The 23,359-nt window shown below is 50.1% G+C and carries 26 protein-coding genes and 2 tRNA genes; 20 read left to right on the top strand and 8 right to left on the bottom strand.

Going from position 1 to position 23,359, the window contains the following annotated elements; translation table 11 throughout:
- Window positions 1–7 precede the first annotated feature (7 nt).
- From HZB62_16425 to HZB62_16385, 9 genes are all read left to right on the top strand, one after another.
- Window positions 8–352 carry a winged helix-turn-helix domain-containing protein gene (locus HZB62_16425; GenBank protein MBI5076732.1) on the top strand — a complete coding sequence of 115 codons (345 nt, stop codon included), beginning with the start codon at window positions 8–10 and terminating at the stop codon, window positions 350–352.
- The gene (locus HZB62_16420; protein MBI5076731.1) at window positions 345–1,484 is read left to right on the top strand and encodes a molybdopterin-binding protein; all 1,140 of its coding nucleotides are present in this window, start codon (window positions 345–347) and stop codon (window positions 1,482–1,484) included. Before HZB62_16425 ends, HZB62_16420 begins: the two co-directional genes overlap by 8 nt.
- A 143-nt stretch (window positions 1,485–1,627) precedes the next feature.
- Window positions 1,628–3,025 carry a DUF438 domain-containing protein gene (locus HZB62_16415; GenBank protein MBI5076730.1) on the top strand — a complete coding sequence of 466 codons (1,398 nt, stop codon included), beginning with the start codon at window positions 1,628–1,630 and terminating at the stop codon, window positions 3,023–3,025.
- A 59-nt stretch (window positions 3,026–3,084) separates the two neighbouring features.
- Window positions 3,085–3,999, top strand: a complete 915-nt coding sequence (locus HZB62_16410) for a CopD family protein (GenBank protein ID MBI5076729.1) — start codon at window positions 3,085–3,087, stop codon at window positions 3,997–3,999.
- 68 nt (window positions 4,000–4,067) lie between these two features.
- Window positions 4,068–4,253, top strand: coding sequence for a ferredoxin (locus tag HZB62_16405; protein MBI5076728.1), 186 nt, complete (start codon window positions 4,068–4,070; stop codon window positions 4,251–4,253).
- Between the two features lie 26 nt (window positions 4,254–4,279).
- Entirely contained in the window at window positions 4,280–4,534 is a 255-nt protein-coding gene (locus tag HZB62_16400; GenBank protein ID MBI5076727.1) for a hypothetical protein, read from the top strand.
- A gap of 36 nt (window positions 4,535–4,570) precedes the next feature.
- Window positions 4,571–5,044, top strand: a complete 474-nt coding sequence (locus HZB62_16395; protein ID MBI5076726.1) for a hypothetical protein — start codon at window positions 4,571–4,573, stop codon at window positions 5,042–5,044.
- Window positions 5,045–5,082: 38 nt separating this feature from the next.
- A complete protein-coding gene (locus tag HZB62_16390) occupies window positions 5,083–5,550 on the top strand; it encodes an acyl-CoA thioesterase (GenBank protein ID MBI5076725.1) in 468 nt (155 codons plus the stop codon).
- 70 nt (window positions 5,551–5,620) lie between these two features.
- Window positions 5,621–5,956: a hypothetical protein gene (locus HZB62_16385; GenBank protein MBI5076724.1), complete on the top strand. Its 336-nt coding sequence runs from the start codon at window positions 5,621–5,623 to the stop codon at window positions 5,954–5,956.
- A 34-nt stretch (window positions 5,957–5,990) separates the two neighbouring features.
- Here HZB62_16385 and HZB62_16380 read toward each other — a convergent pair whose 3' ends face one another.
- Together HZB62_16380 and HZB62_16375 are read right to left on the bottom strand one after the other, a co-directional pair.
- Window positions 5,991–6,509, bottom strand: a complete 519-nt coding sequence (locus tag HZB62_16380; GenBank protein MBI5076723.1) for an HPP family protein — start codon at window positions 6,507–6,509, stop codon at window positions 5,991–5,993.
- Between the two features lie 25 nt (window positions 6,510–6,534).
- The gene (locus tag HZB62_16375) at window positions 6,535–7,137 is read right to left on the bottom strand and encodes a CBS domain-containing protein (protein MBI5076722.1); all 603 of its coding nucleotides are present in this window, start codon (window positions 7,135–7,137) and stop codon (window positions 6,535–6,537) included.
- A 170-nt stretch (window positions 7,138–7,307) separates the two neighbouring features.
- On the opposite strand from HZB62_16375, the gene HZB62_16370 reads away from it, so the two are divergent.
- The 4 genes from HZB62_16370 to HZB62_16355 all read left to right on the top strand — a co-directional run bounded on the left by HZB62_16370 (window position 7,308) and on the right by HZB62_16355 (window position 10,883).
- On the top strand, window positions 7,308–7,979 hold the full coding sequence (locus HZB62_16370) for a cytochrome c (protein MBI5076721.1): 672 nt from the start codon (window positions 7,308–7,310) through the stop codon (window positions 7,977–7,979).
- 11 nt (window positions 7,980–7,990) lie between these two features.
- Entirely contained in the window at window positions 7,991–9,382 is a 1,392-nt protein-coding gene (locus HZB62_16365) for a cbb3-type cytochrome c oxidase subunit I (GenBank protein ID MBI5076720.1), read from the top strand.
- A 390-nt stretch (window positions 9,383–9,772) separates the two neighbouring features.
- A complete protein-coding gene (locus tag HZB62_16360; protein MBI5076719.1) occupies window positions 9,773–10,723 on the top strand; it encodes a 4Fe-4S binding protein in 951 nt (316 codons plus the stop codon).
- A gap of 73 nt (window positions 10,724–10,796) precedes the next feature.
- Window positions 10,797–10,883 (top strand) — tRNA-Leu (locus HZB62_16355).
- A 113-nt stretch (window positions 10,884–10,996) separates the two neighbouring features.
- Here HZB62_16355 and HZB62_16350 read toward each other — a convergent pair.
- Window positions 10,997–11,179: a hypothetical protein gene (locus HZB62_16350; protein ID MBI5076718.1), complete on the bottom strand. Its 183-nt coding sequence runs from the start codon at window positions 11,177–11,179 to the stop codon at window positions 10,997–10,999.
- A gap of 179 nt (window positions 11,180–11,358) precedes the next feature.
- On the opposite strand from HZB62_16350, the gene HZB62_16345 reads away from it, so the two are divergent.
- The 3 genes from HZB62_16345 to HZB62_16335 are packed head-to-tail and all read left to right on the top strand — an operon-like array spanning window position 11,359 to window position 14,469.
- Entirely contained in the window at window positions 11,359–11,982 is a 624-nt protein-coding gene (locus tag HZB62_16345) for an NAD(P)H-dependent oxidoreductase (protein MBI5076717.1), read from the top strand.
- A gap of 27 nt (window positions 11,983–12,009) precedes the next feature.
- Complete coding sequence (locus tag HZB62_16340; protein MBI5076716.1) at window positions 12,010–13,989, top strand: glycoside hydrolase family 15 protein; 1,980 nt, start codon at window positions 12,010–12,012, stop codon at window positions 13,987–13,989.
- A 9-nt stretch (window positions 13,990–13,998) separates the two neighbouring features.
- Entirely contained in the window at window positions 13,999–14,469 is a 471-nt protein-coding gene (locus HZB62_16335) for a cyclic nucleotide-binding domain-containing protein (GenBank protein ID MBI5076715.1), read from the top strand.
- A gap of 6 nt (window positions 14,470–14,475) precedes the next feature.
- Here HZB62_16335 and HZB62_16330 read toward each other — a convergent pair whose 3' ends face one another.
- The 5 genes from HZB62_16330 to HZB62_16310 form a co-directional block, all read right to left on the bottom strand.
- On the bottom strand, window positions 14,476–15,099 hold the full coding sequence (locus HZB62_16330) for a hypothetical protein (GenBank protein ID MBI5076714.1): 624 nt from the start codon (window positions 15,097–15,099) through the stop codon (window positions 14,476–14,478).
- A gap of 15 nt (window positions 15,100–15,114) precedes the next feature.
- Window positions 15,115–16,311: a response regulator gene (locus tag HZB62_16325; protein ID MBI5076713.1), complete on the bottom strand. Its 1,197-nt coding sequence runs from the start codon at window positions 16,309–16,311 to the stop codon at window positions 15,115–15,117.
- A gap of 312 nt (window positions 16,312–16,623) precedes the next feature.
- Window positions 16,624–16,708: transfer RNA gene (locus tag HZB62_16320), tRNA-Leu, on the bottom strand.
- Between the two features lie 92 nt (window positions 16,709–16,800).
- Window positions 16,801–17,901 (bottom strand): HD domain-containing protein, encoded by a 1,101-nt coding sequence (locus HZB62_16315; protein ID MBI5076712.1) that lies wholly within the window; start codon window positions 17,899–17,901, stop codon window positions 16,801–16,803.
- Window positions 17,902–17,904: 3 nt separating this feature from the next.
- A complete protein-coding gene (locus tag HZB62_16310; GenBank protein MBI5076711.1) occupies window positions 17,905–19,911 on the bottom strand; it encodes a HEAT repeat domain-containing protein in 2,007 nt (668 codons plus the stop codon).
- Between HZB62_16310 and HZB62_16305 the strand changes: the two genes are divergently transcribed.
- From HZB62_16305 to HZB62_16290, 4 genes are all read left to right on the top strand, one after another.
- Window positions 19,874–20,476, top strand: a complete 603-nt coding sequence (locus HZB62_16305) for a hypothetical protein (protein MBI5076710.1) — start codon at window positions 19,874–19,876, stop codon at window positions 20,474–20,476. The two genes, HZB62_16310 and HZB62_16305, sit on opposite strands and share 38 nt — an antisense overlap.
- Before the next feature lie 121 nt (window positions 20,477–20,597).
- Entirely contained in the window at window positions 20,598–21,872 is a 1,275-nt protein-coding gene (purD, locus tag HZB62_16300; protein MBI5076709.1) for a phosphoribosylamine--glycine ligase, read from the top strand.
- A gap of 101 nt (window positions 21,873–21,973) precedes the next feature.
- On the top strand, window positions 21,974–22,471 hold the full coding sequence (gene purE / locus HZB62_16295; GenBank protein ID MBI5076708.1) for a 5-(carboxyamino)imidazole ribonucleotide mutase: 498 nt from the start codon (window positions 21,974–21,976) through the stop codon (window positions 22,469–22,471).
- The gene (locus HZB62_16290; protein MBI5076707.1) at window positions 22,471–23,316 is read left to right on the top strand and encodes a DUF89 family protein; all 846 of its coding nucleotides are present in this window, start codon (window positions 22,471–22,473) and stop codon (window positions 23,314–23,316) included. Before purE ends, HZB62_16290 begins: the two co-directional genes overlap by 1 nt.
- The last annotated feature ends 43 nt before the right edge of the window (window positions 23,317–23,359 follow it).

Below are 23,359 nucleotides of genomic sequence, written 5' to 3'. Positions count from 1 at the left end.
ATGAAAGATGGAGATTAAATCAAAGCTCTGGATAGAGGCTGACGGCAAGCCGGTCTTTGGCCGAGGCAGAAGATTTCTGCTTGAGGCAATAGACCATTACGGCTCTATTAACCAGGCGGCAAAAGAGATCAATATCTCTTACAGAAAGGCCTGGGGTTACATTAAGGCAATGGAAGAGCGACTTGGGTTCAAACTTATCGAGCGGCAGACGGGTGGCAAAAACGGTGGAGGAGCAGTGCTGACGCCTGCTGCAAGAGATTTTCTGAAAAAGTACCGGTCAATGGAAGAAGGCATCAACGAATTTGTAGATCAACGATTTAAAATGTTTTTTAAAGGGGGCAGCCATGTGTGAAATCCATGAAAATAATCCCAAATCCAATACAAAGACCATTTCTGTAGCAGATGCAGTCGGCACTGTTCTGGCGCATGACATCACAGAGATAACACCCGGCCAATTTAAAGGGTGTGCATTCAGGAAAGGCCATATAATCCAGCCAGAGGATGTCACACACCTGCAGAGACTCGGCAAGGAACATCTCTTTGTATTAGACGTCAAACCGAATGAGATGCATGAAGACGAGGCTGCTTATGCACTGGCAAATGCCCTTATGGGGGAGGGAGTAAAGATCCAGGGCGATCCCAGAGAAGGAAAGATCAATATTATTGCCAAGAGATCAGGACTTCTGAAGATCGACAGGGAATTGCTGCATCAGTTCAATATGTCAGGCGATATCATGTGTGCCACTCTTCATAATAATACTGTTGTAAAAGAGGGCCAGACTGTAGCGGGCACAAGAGCGATCCCACTGGTGGTTAAAAAAGAGGTGATTGAGTGCGCTGTCGCTATTGCGAATAATGGGCATAAGATAATTGAAGTAAAGGAGATCCGAAGACCGAAGGTCGGCGTTGTTATAACGGGCAATGAAGTTTACTACGGCAGGATTCAGGATGCATTCGGGCCTGTAATAAAAAAGAAGCTTGAGGAATATGGTGGAGAGGTCTCCGGCATATACTTTGCCCCTGATGATGAGTCGTATATAGAAGCAAGACTCAGGGAACTGATCGATGCAGGCTGCGACCTGCTGATCACCACCGGCGGCATGTCGGTTGACCCTGATGATGTCACACGCTTTGCCATACGGAATCTTGGTGCTTCTGATATCACATACGGCTCAGCAGTACTGCCCGGAGCCATGTTTCTGATAGCGTATCTTGACAGCAGCACTCAGCCTTCAGCACTCAGCGCTCAGATCGAAGAAAAAGACAGGCAGTCACAGATCACGCATTACGCATCACGCGTCACGGTCTTGGGTATCCCTGCCTGCGGCATGTATCATAAGACCACGATCTTTGACCTGATGCTTCCACGGGTGCTTGCAGGAGAAAAGATAGGAAGGAAAGAACTTGCTGAGCTCGGCCACGGCGGCCTCTGCATGAACTGTGAGGTCTGCCGATACCCTGTCTGCCCGTTTGGCAAAGGATAGCGTCTGTACCTGATCGGCACATGTTCCCTCTTTCTTCAGGGGAAGTGGTTATTTAATCAATGCTCCATAAGAACAAAAGATAATTATGATAGACTGTTAAAGACGGACCCGAAGCAGGCCACATTATTATTGGAGGGATTTTCATGGAACTGAGTTCAAGGACAAAGATCGCTGCGCTGCTTTCCCAGTATCCCTTTATCAAGGACTATCTCACCAAACTGAATACGAATTTTAAGGCTCTTGATAATCCCCTTATGCGAAATACCCTCGGCAGAATGGCGACGCTGAATCAGGCTGCCCTTGTGGGCGGCGTTGATCTCGATGCTCTCATGCAGGGTATTGCCGGGGAGATCCGAAAGATGACCAACGAGATCATATCAATTAAGAGCGATGAAACATCGCCTGAAAACAGGGAAGAGATCCTGAAGGGGATCATCAGGGATATCCATAAGGGCGTTGATATCGGGATCCTGAAAAAGAGATTCCTGGAATTGATCAAGGACGTGTCGCCCTATGAGATCGCTCAGATGGAGCAGAAACTGATAAGCGAGGGCATGCCTGAGCAGGAGGTGAAACAGCTCTGCAGCGTCCATGTCGAGGTCTTCAAGGAGTCTCTTGAAAAAAAGACCCTACCCGGCCTGCCTGTGGGTCATCCTGTCCATACCCTTATGCTCGAAAACCGTCACACTGAGTCCATCACGCAGGAGCTGGAAGGGCTCAAAGATAAGGCCGGCCTGCCGCACCTTATCGAAAAGCTCTCTCCGATAGAAAAACATTATGCAAGGAAGGAAAATCAGCTCTTTCCGATCCTTGAGACAAAGGGCATTACCGGACCGTCCAAGGTCATGTGGGCGCTTCATGACGACATACGCGACATGCTCAGACATGTAAAAGCAGGAGCAGTTGACAAGACAGTCAAAGACCTGGAGATCAAGACACTTATTACCATGATCAATGACATGATCTACAAGGAAGAACATATTCTCTATCCCATGGCGCTCGAAACACTGAGCGATGAGGACTGGTTCAAGGTCAAAAAGGGCGAAGAGGAGATAGGTTTTGCCTGGCTTGATAAGGTGGATGAGTGGGTACCATCCGGCATGTCCGGGTTGGCGCTCGCTGAAGAAAAGGTTGGCAGCATTAACCTTGATACGGGCCAGATCACGCCTGAGCAGGTAAATCTCTTGCTGACCCATCTGCCGGTTGATGTATCATTTGTGAACGAAAACGATGAAGTGGTCTATTACTCTGCTACGCAGGACCGTATTTTCCCGAGGAGTCCCGGCATCATCGGCAGGAAGGTCCAGAACTGCCATCCGCCCAGGAGCGTTGATATTGTCGAAAAGATCCTCGAAGCCTTCAAACGAGGGGAAAAAGACGATGCTGACTTCTGGATACAGATGCGCGGCAGGTTCATTCTGATCAGGTATTTTGCCGTGCGCGATACAAAAGGCAAATACCGCGGCACCCTTGAGGTGAGCCAGGATGTGACAGAAATACGTGCCCTGACAGGAGAAAGACGGCTTCTCTCCTGGGACTGAAATTCGCCTCTGATATCAGATATACGCTTGCATATGTCATGCAGAGGAGATAAGGGTGAATGATAATCCGTCGTAATGTAGTGGTGCTCATATTCCTGTCTATTATTATCTTCTCTCCAACAAGCGGTTTCTGCACTACCGAGTATGCGGGACAGACCGGCAGGATATGCAGTGACTGCCATGTCGATCCCACAGGCGGCGGAAAACTCACGCAGAAGGGAGAGTCATTCAAGGATGATCTCAGGATAAAAGGACAGTACCGGGTGCTTAATCCGGCCCAGCACGTGATCCGGTTCATCATTGGCTATCTCCATACCATGACAGCTATTGTCTGGTTCGGAACCATTATCTATGTTCATATTGTCCTGAAGCCGGCCTATGCTGCAGGAGGACTGCCCAGAGGAGAATTGATGCTCGGCTGGGGATCGATCATAATTATGGCAGTGACCGGCACCCTTCTTTCGATCGCCCGGGTGCCGACCTGGCAGATGCTCTTCCATACGCGGTTCGGCATTCTTTTGACGATCAAGGTCATCCTCTTTCTCATAATGGTATCAACAGCCGTATTTGTTACCTTTGTTGTGGGACCGAGGCTGCGCAGGAAGAAACAGAGTGAACTTAAACAGAGCCCGCAGGACCTTACCCATGATCAGCTCTCACCGTTCGACGGGAAAGAGGGGCGGCCTGCGTATGTGGCATATCAGGGCACTATCTATGATGTCTCTGCAAGCAGACTCTGGAAGGATGGCAGCCATTTCAGAAAGCATGCTGCGGGGATCGACATGACTGATGTTCTGAAAACAGCGCCGCACCAGGAAGACAAGATCCTCAACATGCCTGTTATTGGGAAGCTGATTCAGGGGGCTGAGAAGAAAACACCGCTCCAGATAAGGATCTTTTACTTCTTTGCTTACATGAACCTTTTTCTTATCTTTTCGATCGTTTTTATCATCTCCCTCTGGAGATGGTGGTGATGATGCAAAAAAGACGGATCGTTTTTGGCGCTGCAGTGATATACTGACAATTACAGGAGGCATATCTCATGAAAAAACCGGTTGTTGACTATGAAGCATGCATCGGCTGCGGGTCATGCCCGGAGATCTGTCCTGAGGTCTTTCAGATGAGGGATGACAAGGCGTGGGTTGTTGGTGCGGAAAAATGCGCTGCCTGCAATTGCCAGGAGGCGATCGATGTCTGCCCTGTTCAGGCGATCAGCTGGCAAGAATAAATTTTGAGAAGTGAGAAGGAGGAAATATGGGATATACGAATGTGGCGCTCAAAGATAAGATCATGGAGATGTTTCCGGAGATCGAGAAGTATGGAATATCAACGAGTCTCGATTTCAGCAGCGAAAAGAATGCCTATATACTGAAGTTTAAAAAGGGCAGCCATGAACTCACCACGCACCTCGAAAAAAAGGATGCAGATGAATGCATGGACGGCATAAAATGCGTCTATCTCGGTATGCAGGTAGGCCAGTTCATAAATAATTTCGGCCAGGCCGGCTGAAAGCTGCCCTCGATTTTATTGAGGAAAGGAGATGTCATGATAAAAAGAAAGATTCTTCCCGTTTTTTTAATTTTTTGGATATTTGTCGGATCCGGGTTGTCCCTCGGCAGTTCTGCGGCTGAAGCCGCTGAGACGAAATGCAAGATGCATTTCAGTCTTCGCGGATGGTCAGCCATTTATCAGACTGCCACAGGAGCGGCCACTATCACCTGCGACAACGGACAGTCAGCAAAGGTAGTGATCGATACAAAAGGCGGAGGACTCACGGCAGGGAAATCCAGCCTGAAAGGTACAGGCACGTTCTCCGGCGTATCTGATATCTCGGAGCTCTATGGCGCCTATGCAAAGGCAGAAGCGCATGCAGGAGTTGTAAAGTCTGCCGGTGCACAGGTGCTCACTAAGGGAGAGGTCTCTCTTGCTCTTGCCGGAACAGGCAAAGGCATTGACCTCGGCATTTCTTTCGGCAGATTTTCGATCAAACCGGCTGGGCCAAAGAAGGACAAGAAATAGTGACGAACGGTAAGACAGTCAGGGAAACAAGTGTCACCATGGCGCAGGTGATGCTGCCCCAGGATGCGAACCCGGCCGGTAATGTGCATGGAGGCGTGATCATGAAGCTCATTGACACGGCTGCCGCAGTCGTGGCAAGCAGGCATGCCCGCTCAAACACGGTTACCGCCTCTCTTGACCGGCTTGATTTTCACCATCCTGTCTTCGTGGGAGACCTGGTCTTCCTGAAGGCGAGCATCAACATGGCCGGCAGAACTTCCATGGAGGTCGGCGTAAGGGTGGAGGCAGAAAACTTCATTACCGGAGAGGTCAGACATACCTCGTCAGCCTATCTGACCTTTGTTGCCCTTGACGAAAACTGCAGGCCTCGGGCAGTGCCTCCTCTGATCTTTGAAACTGACGACGAGAGGCGGAGAAACCAGGAGGCCCTCACACGGAAGAAGATGCGGCTCGATCAGAAGGCAAAAGAGGACAGATGCCAGAAAGACGGCATCTGCGAACTGTAGCAGTTTTTATTGATGGCTTCGTAGGTTCTTAGGGATTGGAAGATGTCAGGTGATTTTGATAAAATAATAGATGAGCAAGGTTATTGCATATCAGAACACGGCCCGGCATTGTTTTAGTCAGATCAGGTTTGACAGCAGAGAACGGATTCTCATCTCTGTTGCAAACCACCCTGTCCATAGCATCAAGGTAATAAAACTGTTAGCTGGTATCATTCCCTATAAGACCGTATGGGAATTCAGCCTGCCAGAGGGAGTGACGGATGGTCCTGCGAAACTGATCTCGTTGTTTGCAGACAAGTCAGGTAAGAAGGTCGATCATCCTCTTGATGCTATAACAACAAAACTCCTCGCCTGCAGATCCTGCAGTGAAGCTGTCCGGGCCTTGCAGCAGTCAGAGAGAAGCTGATCGCCTGATTGGAAAAACACTGCTGACGTATCGATTAAAGCCAGAACTCCGGATAGCGTCTGTTCTTCGAGATGTTATTCACCAGCAGGGCGATGATCAGCATGATCAGCACGCCTCCGCCAACCGGGAAGATCGCATACATGAACCCGAGATTATGGATCTTCTCCCCTCCGATGACCGCAATGAGCGCGGTTGCACCGCCCGGCGGATGGAGCGTTTTCGTTGCATGCATGACCGCTATTGCCGTGGCAACAGCGACTGCTGCTGCGAGCCAGATATGGCTGTGAAAGACCTGGTATGATGCTACACCTGCGATCGCTGAAAAGAGATGGCCTCCTATGAGGTTTCTTGGCTGCGCAAGAGGACTCTTGATCGCTCCATAGATCAGCACTGCAGAGGCGCCAAAGGAGCCCACGATCATCAGCAGATCTATTTTTTCAAAAATATGGTAATTGGCAAAAGATATAAATCCGATGCCGAGGAACGCTCCGAGCCAGGACCAGGCGATCTCCGATAGACTGACGCGGGGAGGGCTCTTGGTCGTACCCTTCATCTTTTCAAAATAAGCCTTCAGCACGTTATTGCCGCCTGATCAGCTGAGCCTTCAGGATATCGGCTCGCGAAACAATGCCTGTCAGTTTGCCTGAACCGTCAACAACCGGCACCCGGTTGATATTCTTCTTATTGAAGAGGTCTATGATCTCAAAGGCTGAGCTTTCCTCCTGAACGGTTATTGCTGGTGACGCCATGATGTCAGAGGCTTTTTTGCTGCGGATCGGGGCTGCCAAACATCCCTTTCCATCCAGGCACGCAGAAATGATGCCCATTACATGTTCTGTATCTGAGCTGCCCATAGAGACCAGAAAATCTTTTTCCGAGATGATCCCGGTAACGCTCCCTGTCTCGTCAAGGACAGGTACACCGGAGATTCTCTTTTCTGCCATGATCTCTGCAACATCCCTGAGCGGGGTATGTGTCTTTACAAAGTACACGGCCCTTGTCATGATCTCCGCGGCTCTTACTGAGCGGCTGAGCCGGTCGATTGCATGGCGGTATGCAAAGCGGAATATCTCTTTCAGGTCAGCAGGAGTGATGTCGAGATATCCGGGGATATCCTTCATCGCCTCATAGATGTCAGCGTCAGAAACTTCCAGGGGAACCACTACATCTTTTTTCTGCATGGGTGTTTGTTCATCAGGTGACATTGTCTCTATGCCTCACGCTGTTTTTACCGTAAATCTTTTACTTTTACCCTACCTGCTTATGAGTCAGATGCATATGATTAGCATCATACCAGTATGCGGCGCTGCCTGCTATGGTAAAAGCAGAAAAAACAAAGGAGGTGTTCCTCATGAGCAACAAAGCAGCAAGAAATCTTTTCATTCTCGGCAGTCTCTTTTTCTTTGCGATCTTTTTAGGGCTGACCTATGACACCATGGGAAAGCTGGATAAGAGGGCCCCTGAAATCACGGAGAAGGTGAACGCCGGAAAGATGGTCTGGCACAAGTATGACTGCATCGGCTGCCATACGATCTTCGGGAACGGATCGTATTTCGCACCTGATCTGACCAAGACAACGTTGAACAAGCCGAAAAGCTATCTCAAGCAGTTCCTGATGGACCCGAAATCTGCAAACCCCAACGCATCCATGCCAAAGCTCGGTATCAGGTCTGAGGAGGCTGATGATCTTATCGTCTTCCTGGACTGGACTTCCAAGGTTGATACCAACGGATGGCCGCCAAAACCGATCCTGGCAGCAGCAGGAGGGGTCGCAGGCAGGGAGCTTACAGAAGGCCAGAAGCTCTATCAGTCCCATGGATGCTCTGCATGCCATACGATCAACGGCATCGGCGGCACAACAGGACCTGATCTTACCAGGGTCGGTGCAAAGCACGACAGGACGTGGCTCGTCGGCCACTTCAAGGACCCTGCCGCTTTTGTTAAAAACTCGGCCATGCCAAAGGTTGAGGCGCCTGAGTCTGAGATCGAAAAATTAACCGATTACATGCTTACATTGAAATAGGAGGTGATACCATGAGTGTGAAATATCAAAGTCAAAAGATAGCAGAATACTTCTATACCTTTGCGGTCGTCCTGTTCCTGGTCCAGGTGCTGGTCGGGATCATCGCAGCTCTCCAGTTCATCTGGCCGAGTTTCTTTATCCTGAACTTCAACACGATCAGGACCCTGCATATCAACGCCCTTGTTGTCTGGCTTCTTAGCGGCCTGATGGGAGCAACATACTATGTTGTGCCTGAGGAGTCTGAGACAGAGCTCTGGAGCCTGCCCCTTGCAAAGCTCCAATTCTGGGCAACGGTCGTGGCGATCACTGCTGTTGTGCTGGGCTATATCTGGATGGGGCTGAATCCCCAGGCCAACAGTCCGATCATGGGCATTAATCCGCTGAATGAGGGCAGGGAATATATCGAGGCCCCGCGCTGGGCAGACGCGCTGATCGTTATTTCGGTCCTGCTCTTTCTATTTATTAATTTCATGACCATGATGAAGACAAAGAAATGGACCGGCATACAGGGCACGCTTGTCGGCGGCCTTCTGGTGCTTGCCCTGATGTATCTGCCGGGCATGTTCTACAGCAAAAGTATGGTAAAGGACCAGTTCTGGTGGTGGTGGGTCATCCATCTCTGGGTTGAAGGTGCATGGGAGGTCATCGCCGGTGCTCTTCTTGCCTTTATGCTTATGAAGGTTGTAGGCGCCAAGAGAGAGGTTGTCGAGAAATGGATGTATATCGAGGTGGGGTTCGTTATGTTCACCGGCATCCTCGGCACAGGCCATCATTATTACTGGATCGGCACCCCAAGCTACTGGCTCTGGGTCGGCGGTATCTTCAGCTCGCTTGAACCTCTTCCGTTGCTCTTCATGGTCTGGGATGCATTCAGAACTACAAGAGAGGCCAGGAACGTAGAGAACAAGGCAGGCTTGTACTATACGGTTGCCCATGCTATCTTTAACTTTGTGGGAGCAGGGTTGTGGGGGATCATCCACACGCTTCCCCAGATCAACAAGTGGACGCATGGGACCCAGATCACGACCGCGCACGGCCATCTTGCATTTTATGGCGCATATGTCCTGCTTGTCATGGCCATGATCTATATAACGCTTCCTGCAATACGCGGTGTGAAGTCGTTTGACGCATCCCGCGCCTTTACATCTTTTTGGTGGATGACCATCTCTATGGTCTTTATCGTTCTGACGATCACAGGGGCCGGCATGGTTCAGGTCTATATGGAAAGGCTGATGGGTCTTGACTATGTGGCGGTAAAGGCAAACTATAACCTCTGGTTCTGGGTCCTGCGCGCGATCTTTGGTGTAGGCTTCCTGATCGGTGTTGGTATCTTTGTAATTGACTTCTTCAGACTCGGCAAGGGACCTGCTCCGGCAGTATCAGCCGCGCCGGAAAGGGCGTAACATTTTTTATCAGCTCTTATCAATCAGGGGGGCGGTTGCATCTGCCCCCCTGGATTATTCTGATTCGACATGCCTCGGAGCCTGAATCTTATAAAAAAGACGTAACCCCCTTTCATAAAAGGATATTTTATTTTCTTGCCCGCATGAATCCGGTCCCCCCCCTGGTCGTCTTTGTCAGAGCTCTGGTACGCCGGGCATAACTTATCAAGAAAATATGATTTACATCATATCCCCTATTAAAAAATCATAGTACGATATATAATATTATTGTCCCCAGAGGCTGCCCCTGTCCCCTCCAATAAACCGGGGCAGCCTCCCCCTTTTCCTATCTTTTTGTTCTGTATGACGTAAATCATGGCAGTGCTCCGGCTTCAGTGGTAGAGTTACATCATGAACATTACCGTTTACAGAAGAACAACCCAGATAGCCTTTATCCTGCTCGTTTTCCTTATGCCTGTGCTGAATATATTCAGGTATGACACTGCCACAAAAGAACTGATCATTTTCGGACAGGTTTGGAGCCTTGGATTGAAAGAGGCGTTCTATGCTGACCACAGTGTTCGCGCAGCAGGCCATGTTGCTTTTCAGATATTTCTGAAGGCTATCCTGCCCTGGATCGTGTTTCTGGCTATCTTTCCTCTTCTGGGGTTTCTGAGCGGCAGGTTCTTCTGCGGCTGGTTCTGCCCTGAGGGAACGCTTTTTGAGCTGGCCGACAATCTTACGCTCAAGTTTCTCGGACGCAGAAGCCTTTTTGTGAAGAGGCCGAATGATCCAGAGGTATCAGGAGAGAGGAAATTTCTCTATGTGCTCATTGCCCTCCTGAGCATGGTTGTTCTTCCGTTGATCGGCGGAGTGGCGCTTACGGGTTATCTTGTTGCTCCCAAGACCATCTGGGCCCAGATCATGAGCTGGAACTTTACCTTCGGCGTAAAGGCCGGTATTATTGGTGTTTCTATCTATATGCTGGTCACATCGATCCTGGTGCGCCATTCACTCTGCAAATATATTTGTGCTGCCGGGCTTATGCAGATGCTTTTTGGCTGGACAAGTCCTGTTTCCCTGCGGGTGAGGATGAACAATGAACGCGCCGATGAATGCACGAACTGCAAGGGCTGTGAAAAGGCATGTTTTATGAATGTTCTGCCGAGAATGAACAAACGCGACATCTCCTGCGTGAACTGCGGGGCCTGTATTGCGGCATGCCATAAGGAACTGGGCGAGGGCAAAGGGCTATTTCATTTTCAGTCTGGAGAAAAGAACTCAGCTGAAGAGTGCCGGGAGTCTCAGGGTAACTGTTCTTCCCGGCCTTGCAATAAAGAGCAGATCATCATTACAGAATGAATCCGCACCGTAAGTTATGAGCTTTCCCCAGGTTGACAAGATCCCTTTTGGAGATTAATATAGTAACCTTCGTGCCGAAGTGGCGGAATTGGCAGACGCGCCAGATTCAGGTTCTGGTGGTGGAAACGCTGTGGGGGTTCGAGTCCCCCCTTCGGCACCAACTTTTCTATTGATCAGTTGGTTCATTTCTTAATGTCTTCAATAACAGCGCAACCGAACTATCACATAGACTAATTCCCTTTTTGATCTCCACCTCGTCTTTATTGCATCTGTCTATTTGGAGATATATGCGTTCAATCCGATTGTCAGGGGTTTGCCGTTTACCATGCAGTCTGTCTTCATATTGCCTCTTGTACTGACCACAACAAGTGTTTTTCCTGATGCGCTCGGTTTAGGCTCCTCCAGGTCGCACGTGATAATGAGCCTGGTTCCTTCAATTTTCGCGTCAATAGCCATGTCTATCTCCTCAGCGTACAGGCGCCCCCAATTTTCCTCCCTTATATCTTACCAGTTACGTGATGTTCACGAGATGTTGTTACCTTCGAGGTCAAATAACCCTCACTATCTATGCAATACGTCCTCAATGACGTATAATCTAAAACAGAGAACGATATCCTTCAACAAGAGAGCAGATCATGAAAAAACTGTTGCACATTATTGCCACACCCCGGGGCGACGATTCCCGCACATTACGTGTATCAGAGGCATTTCTCGAATCATTCCGCACAACACATCCTGACTGGGTAATGGAAGAATTGAACCTGGCAGCAGAAGAGCTTCCCTCCCTCAATACAAAGAGAGTGGATGGCAAATACGTGCTGCTCGGAGGCAATGAGCTATACGGCGAGTTAAGGGAGGCATGGCAGGAGATCATATCGCATATCGAGCGGTTCCTGTCGGCTGACGCCTATCTTATCAGTACGCCCATGTGGAACTTCAGCATCCCCTATATGCTGAAACACTATATTGATATTATTGTTCAGCCCCGATATCTTTTCCGTTATACAGAGACGGGTGTCGAGGGTCTCGCCCCGAACCGGAAGATGGTCGTGATCACGAGCCGCGGGGGTGAATACGCTTCAGACGAGATGCGGCCTTTTGATTATCAGGAGCCGTATCTGCGCATGATATTCGGTTATGTGGGGATTAAAGATATCGAATTTATCACGGCCCAACCGACCGATCTGGGGGCTGAGCTTCAGGAAAAGGCCATTGCCGGGGCGCGGGAAACGGCAAAGGCGCTCGCAATTCGGTTTTAGCACGCAGAGAGGAGAATAAGCCAGACCATGCCAAGAGACATCCCCATAGGCAACGGGAACATCCTGATCGCTTTTGATAAGAATTACCAGCTGCGTGAGTTTCATTATCCCCATGTCGGCGAAGAAAACCACACCAGGGGAGAACCCTTTCGGCTCGGCGTTTGGACAGACAACAGATTCAGCTGGGTCCCTCATGGCTGGAAGATAAGGATGGATTATCTTGATGATTCGCTGGCCTCCAGCGTAGAGCTGATCAATGATGCGTTAACGCTGCGCATTGTTGCCCTTGACCTCGTCGATTTTCATGAGAACATATACTTCAAAAAGCTGGTCGTCGAGAACCTCGCGGATGAGGACAGAGAGGTGCGCCTGTTCCTGTCGCACGATCTTCATATCTACAACAATGAATTCGGCAATACTGCTGCGTACCGGCCTGAGGCAGGCGGCATACATCACTATAAAGGCGAACGTCATTTCCTGATCAATGCCTATGCCAACAAGAAATTTGGCATAGATCATTTCGCTACCGGCAACAAGGAATTCAATAATGACGTAGGGACCTGGAGAGATGCTGAAGACGGTCTGCTCGGCGGCAACCCGATCGCACAGGGCTCTGTGGATTCGGTGATCGCCATACATCTGAGGCTTAAGGCAGGAGAGCAGGAGACGATCTATTACTGGATATGCGCCGGAAAGAACTGGAATGAGGTGAACAGTCTCAACAGTCAGGTCACTAAGAGGAAGCCTGAGATCTTCATAAAACGCACCGTAGATTACTGGAAGCTCTGGGCAAATAAGGAAGACCTGCATGACAGCCTTCTGCCGGAGAATATAAAACGTCTTTATCAGAGAAGCCTTCTGATCTGCCGCAGCCAAATAAACAACTGCGGCAGCATTATTGCGGCAAACGACTCTGATGTCATCCAATATAACCGCGATACCTACAGCTATGTATGGCCCCGTGACGCAGCCTTGGTTGCTTATGCCCTCGATCTGGCAGGACATTTCGAACTGTCCAGAAATTTCTTTGCCTTCTCTGCAAAGCTGATTGAAAGGGACGGTTACTTCCTTCACAAATACACGCCGTCCGGATCCCTGGCAAGCTCCTGGCATCCCTGGCTGAAAGACGGTAAGCCGCAGCTTCCCATTCAGGAAGATGAGACAGCGCTCGTGATCTGGGCGTTATGGAATCACTATAATATGTATAGGGATATAGAATTTATCAAGCCGCTTTATAAGCCTCTGATAAAGAATGCGGCGGATTTTATGATGAATTACCGGGACACAAGAACCGGACTTCCCCTGCCCAGTTATGACCTCTGGGAAGAGCGGCAGGGCATACTTACCTTTACCGTTTCTGCAGTATACGGCGGCCTAATGGCAGCGGCGAATTTTACTGAGGCCTTTGGCGAGACCGATCTGGCGCAGGAATATCGCGAAGGGGCAAAACAGATGCGTCAGGCAATGGACAGATATCTTTATCTCGAGAAAGAAAAGCGCTTTGCCCGTATGATCAATTTCAGAAAAGACGGCACTCTGGACATTGACGCAACGGTGGATGCCAGCCTATACGGGATATTTGCATTTGGCGCCTATGCTTCTGACGATCAGAGAGTAATACATACGATGGAGCAGGTTTATGATATCTTGTGGTGCAGAACCGGTGTAGGCGGCCTGGCGCGCTATGAACATGATCAATACTATCGTGTCAATGATGATGGGCCCGGAAATCCCTGGTTTGTGGCAACGCTCTGGCTGGCCCAGTATTACATCGCTGCGGCAAAGGATCAGGATGAACTGCAAAAGGCGTTGGCGATCATGCACTGGGTGGAACAGCATGCCCTGCCGAGCGGCGTGCTTGCAGAGCAGGTCAATCCGAACACCAACGAGCCCCTTTCGGTCTCTCCCTTGACCTGGAGCCACGGCACGTACATCGCTGTGGTGCGGGAATATCTGAATAAATATTCTGAGATAAAACAGAGCGGTGCAACCGCACCAAAAACATGAGGTGAATATATGGAAAACATGGACCTTCTGAGAAATATCTCTTTTCTGAAAGACCTTTCTACCGGAGAGCTGATCAAGGTCAATATCATTACCGAGAATGTATCTTTTGCAGAGGGGGAGGAGATCATGCGGGAAGGGTCTCCCTGTGATGCGATCTATATCGTAAAATCAGGAGCGGTCAGAATCATGAAAAGCGGCGCCCATCTCGAAACCGTTGAGGCAGGGGAACCGCTTGGCGAGATAGCCTTTATCGACAAAGGTCCGCGCTCTGCCACTCTTGTTGCAGCCACCGATGCAGCCCTGATAAAGCTGGCATCAGACAAGTTCGAACAGGTTTTGGCGCACGACAAGGAACTTGCAAACAAGATCTACCGGTCGATCATCAGGACCCTCTGCAGGCGGCTGCGTGATGCAACGGAGGCATTGAAGATTATCCCCGACTATGTCATGGAGTCATATAAGAACTTCGAAAATATTTAGCGTCGGTTACGCATCCAGGATCTTCAGGGAATAACAGCACATATGATTGTCGAGGATCTTGTCCACAAGATCCCGTGGCACGCCGCTTTCAGCCAGCCATTTTTCCGCAAAACCCTTTTTGCCTGAGCCGGCCTTGCAGCCAAGCTGCGTGATCTTTATCTTCTTCCCGCCAATGGTGATCTTCTCGGCAAAGGCGCTCCGCATCGGCTGATGTACCGAACAGAAGGGGCTCACGCCTGCTCCCTCGCCAACCCGGAACTGGTCTGTGATATTGCTCGGCTTGTTGAACTCAGCCGTAAAATCCGCGAACCCGTCAGGCAGTTTCTCAAAGACCTGGGTGTAATTCTTTATGGACGGACCAAAGGGACAGTATTGAAGACCGAAAACAAAATTGCCTGCATGGGTCGCCTTGCCCTCGATCATGGTGATAGGGTTTGTAGCGTTCTCTATTGCAGCAAGATAGTCCTCAAAGGCCGGATAGTCCACCTCGGAGATCCTCTCCGCAGTCTTGATAGCATTCCTGATGAGAGTTCCCTTTGCGCTTGCTGCTCCGCTCAGGGTTATCATGATCTTGATCATGTCCAGGAAACTGACATGTGCTATATCGAGTATCTTTCCTTCTTCAGCCATGACTTGCCCCTTGACCTAAATTGATGCTGCGACAGCAAGCTCGCCGCAGTGCTTTTTCAGCTTCAGTCTGATCATGCCGAGGTTTGCGTCCTTATCCGCAATGATGACGAGGAACGCATCATCACCTACCGGGGACAGCATCACCGGCCCCTTCTCGAATTCGATCATGCTGATCGCCATATTTCCCTTGCCGAGCTGTTTGCCCATGGACTCTGATGCTCCAAATCCGCTGGATGCGATCGCGCCGACCATTTCTGTGTCGATCCCTGTGCGCGCAATGCTGTCCAACAGAAAGCCGTCCCGCGCCACGAGGCACACTGCGTCAACGCTCTGGATCTTTGCGAGTTCGTTGAGTATCTCCTTTGTTGTTGCCATCTTATCCTCCTTTGTAATTGCTTTTGGTGTCTGTTTTGTCTGAGCAGCGTCTTCTTCGTTTATCTCTTTGAGGAACGTGCCAAAATCCACTGAATCAGGCCCGACCTCCTTTGCCTGTGCGTGGATCGAGGATTGCACCGCCGCTGCCTTCATTTTTTCATCCCTGATCCGGTACCCTTCCATCAAAATATAGGTCAGCGGAGGCTGGATGTTCCGGGTCTTTTTTCTGCAGATGCTTTCGATCTCTATCTCGGGATCATCCCAGCATACGATGTCCAGCGCAGCCTTCTCATGCTCGTCACTGCCATTATCAGCGTCGATCAGCACGCCCTCCTGAAAATAAAGGAATCCGTTCCTCCCGTGAGAACCGATCCTGAGCGTGCAGGTCTTCTTCTCCATCTCGACAAGCTGCAGGAACGCCGGCAGCGTGATGCCCTGGATATATCCTTTTGAGACCGCATTCAGCTCTGCAAAAATATTATCAACGAACTCCTGAAAATCGATCGGCTTCTCAAGGATCGTAAAGGCGCCGAGGCTCTTCAGTCTTGCCTTGATCTCAGGAGTGCAGTACGCGCTCATCATGATGACCGGGATATTCGGATGTTTCTTGCTCATATGCGAAAGAAGGCCAAAACCGTCCATTTCCGGCATCTTCAGGTCAGAGACCACAAGATCAACTTTGGTTGAACTGAGCACATCCACAGCTGCCTTGCCGTTCTGCGCAGTCAGGGTATTGAAATCCGCTGCGTACGCATCAAGCCCCTGGAGCAGACTCAGGAGAAATGATTTCTCGTCATCAACGATCAGCACATTTTTCATTTTCCCGTTTTTTTCCATAGTGCTTTTAATAAAAGCAATGGTCATGCCAGGAGGAAAGATAACTCCTGAAGTTGGAGTTGGGGACGATGAAAGGCGAAATATCAAGGAGTTACGTATCAAGGCATCTTCCCCTGTCACCTCCATCGGGGTATTGCAGCTAATGCAGACTGACTAATGCATTTTGACCTATTCAGTCCGATACAATTCCGAGCGGGAGAGCTGCATCCTATAGATAATCAGAGCTGCAGATGCGCTGCAAGCAGGGAAGCATTTGGCGGGCGTACTTGAGGCATTTAGCAAGACAGCTGCTTGATGCTCAAAAGAGAGAGATGGTGCCGAAGGCGGGACTCGAACCCGCATGGATTTCTCCACACGCCCCTCAAACGTGCGTGTCTACCAGTTCCACCACTTCGGCAGTAAAGAAGAATATACACCATTCGGGGCTCTGTTTTCAAGGGAAGTATGTGTGAACCTGTCCATGACTATCATGAACCGCCTGTTTTTTTATCAGGAACTGAAGACGTTCACCTTTTTCAACGACCGGATGAAATTCTCCACAAGAAGGGGATTAAAGTCCTTTCCAGAGGAGTCGTTCATAAGCCCGATAATGACCGGGACATCAAGAGCCTTCCTGTACGGACGGTCTGTCCTGAGCGCGTCAAAGAAATCTGATATGGCAATAATCTGGCTTATGATATGCTGTGTCCTGCCCTTTCTCCTCGTTGCCGGATATCCCTGGCCATTGAACTTCATGTGGTGCTCGTAGGTGGCGACAAGGGCATATTTGGGAATGTCAGGGAGCGTGGCAAGATACATGGCTCCATAGACAGGGTGCTTCTTCATCTCTACCCATTCCTCCTCATTCAGCTTTGCCTCCTTTTCGAGTACCTCGGCCGGAACAAACATCTTGCCGATATCATGGAGAAGGCCTGCCATGCCAATATCGTGGAGAAGGTCATGTTTTACGCCAAGGGTCTCTGCCTGGAAGATAGAGAGCACAGCCACATTGGTATTGTGCGCATAAGTATATTCGCTGTGAGCTTTGATCGGACTTACAACATTCAGGACATTTGCCTCCTGCTTGAGCGTTGTTATGAAGCTGACCACCACATCCTCAAGCCCAATCATGTCGAGCCGTTTGAACCGGGAAACCCCATGATAGACACTCTTCACCTTTTCGATATTCTCGGTCATCACAGCCCCGATGTCGCCACCACCTCCTCCGCCAAGCTTCACCTCGATAATGCCTGACGTAATATGGGGATAGGAGCCGGTGATCCTATCAGAAAGGGCGATCTCGGATATGAAGTCCTTCAGCTCAGCTGCTGTCACTCCCCGGGAGATCACGATCTTATCGATCCCTTTTCTCTTAAGCTTTTTTATGCAGCTGCTCACGTGCATATGTCTGGCCGGCAGGGACTGTTCGTTAATGATAATGCTGTCACCCAAAAGGGCCATACTGAACTTCTCCTCAATAAAGAGGGTGTCAAGAGCAGCCGCAGCCTTTTCGGAAAGATACATGACAGCCGGATGCTCCTTGCTGTAAAGAGAGCAGTTCGACATCGCTACCATGATATCCGATAGAAATGAAATGATCTTTTCAGACATCGGTCATTTTCCTCTATGCTCCCCCGTATGCAAGGCCACGAGGAGCTTCTCACTCAAGGCATGGATCTCGTCATTGCGCGATCCAAGACCGAACTCGATAAGCTTTCTGACAGACTCCAGGGGATAGTTTTCGAGAGATCTGAATATCTCCACCTTCAACCCCTCCAGGTCGCCCCGGTAAAAGAGTGCCCGCGCATGACAGATCTTTTCGAGCGCTTCCATTGCCCTGACATCGCCTATCTCTCCGAGCGCCCTGACCAGGTCTGTTTTATAATACGCCTCGGTCCCAAAGAGATCCCGCTTCTCCAGATACTTTATGAGATACGGCACAGATTCTTTCACCCGGTAGCTGCCGGCTAGGCGTATGGCGCCGGTCCGGATATCCTGCTCCTCGCTCTGGAGGCATGACCGCAGCTGGGGTATGGCATCCGGCGTCCTGAAATGCAGCAGCGTACGCAATGCCTCCATGCGGACATGCCCATTCTCATGTTTTAGGAATTTGCGGATCTTTTCGGTCTGCTGCGTTGCATTGCAGTCACGGATAATACAGATCATATTCCTCACGACAAACCAGCGGTTGTCATTGAGCCTCTTGAGCGCAAACGGGATCACATCGCTTCCGATCGCCTCAAGCATCGAGATCAGGAACTTTCTCATACTTGCATCCTTCTCTTCGTCGAGGACATCGAAAAGCGGGGTAACGATGGTACGCCGCAAGGCCCTGGCAAGTCTGAACGCTCCGTCGCGGTCCTTTCTTCCCCAGAGCCTGAAGGCGTCGACAAGCCTGGCGATGAACTCCTCAGAGTGAAAGAAATAGTCCACAATGCTGGATGCCTCGTTTCTGAACCTTCCGCTCAGAACATGGGTAATGAGTGTGTTGTACGTATCCAGGATCTCCTCAAAACGGCCGGTCTCGGTAAAAACGTTCATGAACTCGGAGAGCTTGGTTATGAGCGTCAGGTAGTCTTCGGACTTCAGGTAGTCCTCATGCAGGAGTTCGAGCATGATATCGAGAGCTTCCCTGTCAATAGCCTCTTCCTCGCATTCCTTCCTGAAGCGGATGAACCGGGTATTGTCCTCTGCCTTGACCCCGAGCATGCGATCGAGCTCTCTCTGGTAATCCTTCCCCACATAGGAGTGGAAATGGTCCTCGCCGAAGAGCTTGATCACTTCATCGCCAAGCTCGATATCATGCAGGACCGCGGTATCGTTATAGAAGAAATCAAAGTGCCCCCGTTTCCCCTCCTTGATAGAGGAAAGCTTATCAATCAGATTTTTCAGGGTTACCGGAATGATCGAAGAATTCTCGGTCAGGAGCTCCGCGATCTTTTCAAAACCCTCAGGGGTCATGCCGTTGATGATGCTCTCGACATCCCCGATATCTTCGGTAAGCCGAGCTCCTGCCCGCGAGAGAAACTGCCGCTTTATCTCAGGCCTGAGCCTGTCTATAAAAGCAAAGAATTTATTGAACGCCTCCCTGCTGATCTTTGATTCGCTCTTTTTCTTGATGTACGCAGTTATCACCCTGTCATAAGACTCAGTGCCGGCGCTCTCCGGCAAGGCTGCATTGACCATGTCAGCTACTATATCCGGCGGGATCGAAAGGATGTCCTGAAGGTCGCCTCCTTCCCCCAGTTTTCCCTCAAGCAGGCCATACACATAGTCTTCCCAGAGATCTCCGCAGGCCGAGGCGGACCTCTGTGTGCCTTCAACAAAACAGAAATTCACGAGGTCAATAGCGCTGAGTCTTATGCGGGAGATCTCCTTTTCTGCCAACGCAACGAGGTCCTTGCCAATGGGTGTATCCTGCGCTGAAATGAGCTCGTGGAGCCGCGTCAGGTCTCTCTGGTTCAGGCCGGTCGAAAACGTAACCGCAGCAATGCCCTTTGTATGCAGCGTCTGGGCAAACTCCCGGAAGACCGGATTTCTGCGGTCAAGGGTGAATTCATCAACAATAAGCGCGTCCCGGGCAATGCCGAGGGTGATCTCGGCCCTTATCTCAAAAAGCATCTGCAGATGCTCGAAAGCCCTTTCGATGGAGGTCCTGACAATGGGATGTTCAGGCGGGTACAAACCGACACTGCGCCGCGAAATATTCAGCTCAATAACAGCGTCTGAAAGCAGCTTTGCATCAAGCGGAAGTTTTTCCTGTTTTTCTTCTGGCATAGTATTTCTGCTCTATCATTCTGCTATGAACGACAGGCTGATTATAGCATGCAATTTCATGATATCGACACTCTGTTCTGCATTTGCAGAGGTCCTTTACCTGTTGTCACCAGTGATGATACAATCCTTCTCCATGACCCATAAGAGCATCAAGGAATGGCCGGAGAACGAAAGACCGCGCGAGCGGCTGCTCAGACACGGGGCGGCAAGCATGTCGGACGCTCAGTTGCTCATCTTTGTCCATAATCATCCAAGCGGCAACCCCTCTCCCAGCCGCGAAGATATCCTCATCACCGAGAGGCTTGCCGGCGCCGGCGATATTGTCGGCATAGAGGTCCTGGACCACAGCATTGTCGCTGAAAACGGGTACACCAGCATGCTCGAAAAAGGCTATTTGAAGGCAGGATAAAGTATAATAGTCAGCATTCAGTGGTCAGTGGTCAGAATAATTCCTTGGCAGTCAAAACGCATATTCTTCATATTCTGTCTTCTGAATTCTGGATCCTGAATTCTCGGATGGGGGTATTATTATGAAAGTACTGGTGATCGGCAGCGGGGGACGGGAACATGCGATCTGCTGGAAGCTCTCCCAGAGCAGGTCAGTGGACAAGATCTACTGCTGCCCCGGCAATGCCGGTATTGCAGAGATAGCAGAATGTATTTCGGTCAATCAAAACGATTTTCAGGCTCTTCTTGATTTCGTCAAGTATGAATGGATCGATCTCACGATCGTCGGGCCGGAAGACCCCCTCTCAAGAGGCATTGTAGATCTCTTCGAAAAAGAGGGGCGGAGGATCCTCGGGCCGACAAAGGCGGCTGCGCAGCTGGAATCGAGCAAGGTCTTCTGCAAGGACCTTTTGAGGTCCCACGGCATACCAACGGCTGAGTACAAAGCCTTCACATCCTATATCCATGCAGAAGAGCATGTGCGCTTCAAAGGCGCCCCTATCGTGATAAAAGCTGACGGCCTTGCTGCAGGCAAAGGCGTTTTTATTGCCTCTACCGTGGAGGAAGCCCTTGACGCCCTCAAGGTTATCATGAAGGACAAGGCTTTTGGAGAAGCCGGTGAAAGAGTGATCATCGAAGAATGCCTGCAGGGCGAAGAAGCTTCTTACATGGCATTTACGGACGGCAAGACCATCGTGCCGATGGTAAGCTCCCAGGACCACAAGAGGATCTTTGACGATGACAAGGGACTGAACACCGGCGGCATGGGAGCTTACAGCCCTGCGCCGATCATAACGCCGGAAATGGAAAAGATCGTCATGACTAAGATCCTTGAGCCCACAATCAAGGCGCTCCGATCAGAAGGCATTACCTATAAGGGCATTCTCTATGCAGGTCTTATGATCCACAACGGCATGCCATCGGTGCTTGAGTACAACTGCAGGCTTGGCGATCCGGAAACACAGCCGGTGCTTTCGCGCCTCAAGACCGATTTCATGGAGATCGCCATGGCCATTGCTGAAGAGCGGCTCGCTGATATTGATATCGAGTGGATGCCTGATCCGGCAGTCTGTGTTGTGGTCTCATCAGGGGGATATCCCGGGAATTACCGTAAAGGCGACGTTATCACCGGCATTGATGAGGCAAACAGGCTCGAAGGCGTCCAGGTCTTCCACGCCGGCACTGCATTTAAGGATAATAAAATCGTCACTTCAGGCGGAAGAGTCCTTGGCGTAACAGCGACCGGGCAGGATATTGCGACAGCAAAATCACTGGCCTATGAGGCTGTCCAGAAGATCCATTTCGATGGCATGCATTACCGTAAAGATATCGCCGACAGGGCATTGAAAAGGCATTAAAGGGTGAAGAGTAATGAGTCAGAAATAAACACGAACTGCCCTGATCCTTTTTTCTCATCACTCATTACTGATTACTCATCACTGATTTAGGGAGGAAAACTATGAAGCCAAAAGTCCTGATCATCATGGGAAGCGACTCTGATCTGCCTGTTATGGAAGAGGCTGCAAAAGTCCTCGCTGATTTCAATATTCCCTGCTCTATGACTGTTGCCTCTGCTCACAGGACACCTCAGAGGACGGTCAGCGTCATAAAGAATGCTGAAAAAAAAGGCGTTGACGTTATTATCGGTGCAGCAGGCATGGCAGCTCATCTGCCCGGAGTGATCGCATCCCATACCGTGCTGCCGGTGATCGGCGTGCCGCTCGATGCATCTTCGCTCAACGGCATGGATGCCCTTCTCAGCATTGTGCAGATGCCTCCAGGAATACCGGTAGCAACGGTCTCGATCGGCAAGGCAGGCGCAAAGAACGCCGCTATCCTTGCTGCACAGATCATTGCCAGAAAAGATCCAAAGCTGACCAAAAAACTGCTTGAACACAGAAAGATGATGGCAATAGAAGTGGAGAAAAAAGCAGAAAAGGTAGAAAAAAAGAGATAATGAAGACCTTCATGGACTGTCTGCCCTGCTTTTTGAGGCAGACGGTCATCGCCTTGACGCAGTATGGATGCGATGAAAAGACCCAGCAGGCCGTCTTCAGGGATGTGCTTTCGATCATGCAGGATACAGACATGAGCAAACCTCCTGCGTATACCACGACACTGATCCATAGGGCCATACGCAAGGGCATTGCAGGAGATCCGTTCGAGAAGATCAAGCGGGAGTACAATGACATCGCGCTCTCTCTGTACCCAAAACTCCGGGAACAGGTAAAAAACAGTCCTGATCCGGTAAAGACCGCATCACGGCTCGCCATTGCAGGCAACATCATAGACTTCGGCATATTCACCAGCATTGATATCGAAAAATCAGTTGAGCAGTCCTTGAGATCAGAGATAGCAGTAGATGACTATGGTGCCTTTATGCAGGACCTTTCCTCTGTTCAGGAGATCCTTTATCTGCTGGATAATGCCGGTGAGATCGTTTTTGACAGACTCCTGATCGAGGAGCTCAGACTTAGGGGTAAGCGGGTCAAGGCTGTCGTAAAGGGCTCGGCAGTGTTGAATGACGTTACACGGGAAGATGCTGTCCAGGTCGGTCTTGATACCCTATGCGAGGTCATCGACAACGGCTCTGACGCGATCGGCACCATACTTCCCTGGACATCATCGGGTTTCCAAAAGGAATTTGAGAGAGCAGAGCTTATTATCAGCAAAGGACAGGGAAATTTTGAAACGCTCTTTGGAACTGCAAAAAGGACTTACTTCCTCTTTCAGTCAAAATGCGACGTGATTTCCAGGGAATTGGAACTTCCGGTCTGCTCTATGCTCTTCAGAAGATCCTGAAGAGCTGATCAGGCTGCCTTAACTCTGATACTGCCCGGATGGT

It is taken from the genome of Nitrospirota bacterium (assembly GCA_016214855.1).
Lineage (GTDB): Bacteria > Nitrospirota > Thermodesulfovibrionia > Thermodesulfovibrionales > UBA6898 > UBA6898.
The sequence above is the reverse complement of the archived record's forward strand: the minus strand, read 5'-3'. Positions and strand labels throughout refer to the sequence as shown.

What these genes read in the sequence shown, in the direction of transcription:
- HZB62_16395 (MBI5076726.1), top strand. Translation starts at nt 4,571, where the DNA reads ATGATAAAAAGAAAGATTCTTCCCGTTTTTTTAATTTTTTGGATATTT.
- HZB62_16375 (MBI5076722.1), bottom strand. Translation starts at nt 7,137, where the DNA reads ATGCAGAAAAAAGATGTAGTGGTTCCCCTGGAAGTTTCTGACGCTGAC.
- HZB62_16415 (MBI5076730.1), top strand. Translation starts at nt 1,628, where the DNA reads ATGGAACTGAGTTCAAGGACAAAGATCGCTGCGCTGCTTTCCCAGTAT.
- HZB62_16315 (MBI5076712.1), bottom strand. Translation starts at nt 17,901, where the DNA reads ATGTCTGAAAAGATCATTTCATTTCTATCGGATATCATGGTAGCGATG.
- HZB62_16385 (MBI5076724.1), top strand. Translation starts at nt 5,621, where the DNA reads ATGAGCAAGGTTATTGCATATCAGAACACGGCCCGGCATTGTTTTAGT.
- HZB62_16290 (MBI5076707.1), top strand. Translation starts at nt 22,471, where the DNA reads ATGAAGACCTTCATGGACTGTCTGCCCTGCTTTTTGAGGCAGACGGTC.
- HZB62_16400 (MBI5076727.1), top strand. Translation starts at nt 4,280, where the DNA reads ATGGGATATACGAATGTGGCGCTCAAAGATAAGATCATGGAGATGTTT.
- HZB62_16340 (MBI5076716.1), top strand. Translation starts at nt 12,010, where the DNA reads ATGCCAAGAGACATCCCCATAGGCAACGGGAACATCCTGATCGCTTTT.
- HZB62_16405 (MBI5076728.1), top strand. Translation starts at nt 4,068, where the DNA reads ATGAAAAAACCGGTTGTTGACTATGAAGCATGCATCGGCTGCGGGTCA.
- HZB62_16335 (MBI5076715.1), top strand. Translation starts at nt 13,999, where the DNA reads ATGGAAAACATGGACCTTCTGAGAAATATCTCTTTTCTGAAAGACCTT.
- HZB62_16325 (MBI5076713.1), bottom strand. Translation starts at nt 16,311, where the DNA reads ATGGAAAAAAACGGGAAAATGAAAAATGTGCTGATCGTTGATGACGAG.
- HZB62_16365 (MBI5076720.1), top strand. Translation starts at nt 7,991, where the DNA reads ATGAGTGTGAAATATCAAAGTCAAAAGATAGCAGAATACTTCTATACC.
- HZB62_16380 (MBI5076723.1), bottom strand. Translation starts at nt 6,509, where the DNA reads ATGAAGGGTACGACCAAGAGCCCTCCCCGCGTCAGTCTATCGGAGATC.
- HZB62_16370 (MBI5076721.1), top strand. Translation starts at nt 7,308, where the DNA reads ATGAGCAACAAAGCAGCAAGAAATCTTTTCATTCTCGGCAGTCTCTTT.
- purE (MBI5076708.1), top strand. Translation starts at nt 21,974, where the DNA reads ATGAAGCCAAAAGTCCTGATCATCATGGGAAGCGACTCTGATCTGCCT.
- HZB62_16390 (MBI5076725.1), top strand. Translation starts at nt 5,083, where the DNA reads ATGGCGCAGGTGATGCTGCCCCAGGATGCGAACCCGGCCGGTAATGTG.
- HZB62_16420 (MBI5076731.1), top strand. Translation starts at nt 345, where the DNA reads ATGTGTGAAATCCATGAAAATAATCCCAAATCCAATACAAAGACCATT.
- HZB62_16330 (MBI5076714.1), bottom strand. Translation starts at nt 15,099, where the DNA reads ATGGCTGAAGAAGGAAAGATACTCGATATAGCACATGTCAGTTTCCTG.
- HZB62_16425 (MBI5076732.1), top strand. Translation starts at nt 8, where the DNA reads ATGGAGATTAAATCAAAGCTCTGGATAGAGGCTGACGGCAAGCCGGTC.
- HZB62_16310 (MBI5076711.1), bottom strand. Translation starts at nt 19,911, where the DNA reads ATGCTTTTTGAGATAAGGGCCGAGATCACCCTCGGCATTGCCCGGGAC.
- HZB62_16360 (MBI5076719.1), top strand. Translation starts at nt 9,773, where the DNA reads ATGAACATTACCGTTTACAGAAGAACAACCCAGATAGCCTTTATCCTG.
- purD (MBI5076709.1), top strand. Translation starts at nt 20,598, where the DNA reads ATGAAAGTACTGGTGATCGGCAGCGGGGGACGGGAACATGCGATCTGC.
- HZB62_16410 (MBI5076729.1), top strand. Translation starts at nt 3,085, where the DNA reads ATGATAATCCGTCGTAATGTAGTGGTGCTCATATTCCTGTCTATTATT.
- HZB62_16350 (MBI5076718.1), bottom strand. Translation starts at nt 11,179, where the DNA reads ATGGCTATTGACGCGAAAATTGAAGGAACCAGGCTCATTATCACGTGC.
- HZB62_16345 (MBI5076717.1), top strand. Translation starts at nt 11,359, where the DNA reads ATGAAAAAACTGTTGCACATTATTGCCACACCCCGGGGCGACGATTCC.
- HZB62_16305 (MBI5076710.1), top strand. Translation starts at nt 19,874, where the DNA reads ATGCCGAGGGTGATCTCGGCCCTTATCTCAAAAAGCATCTGCAGATGC.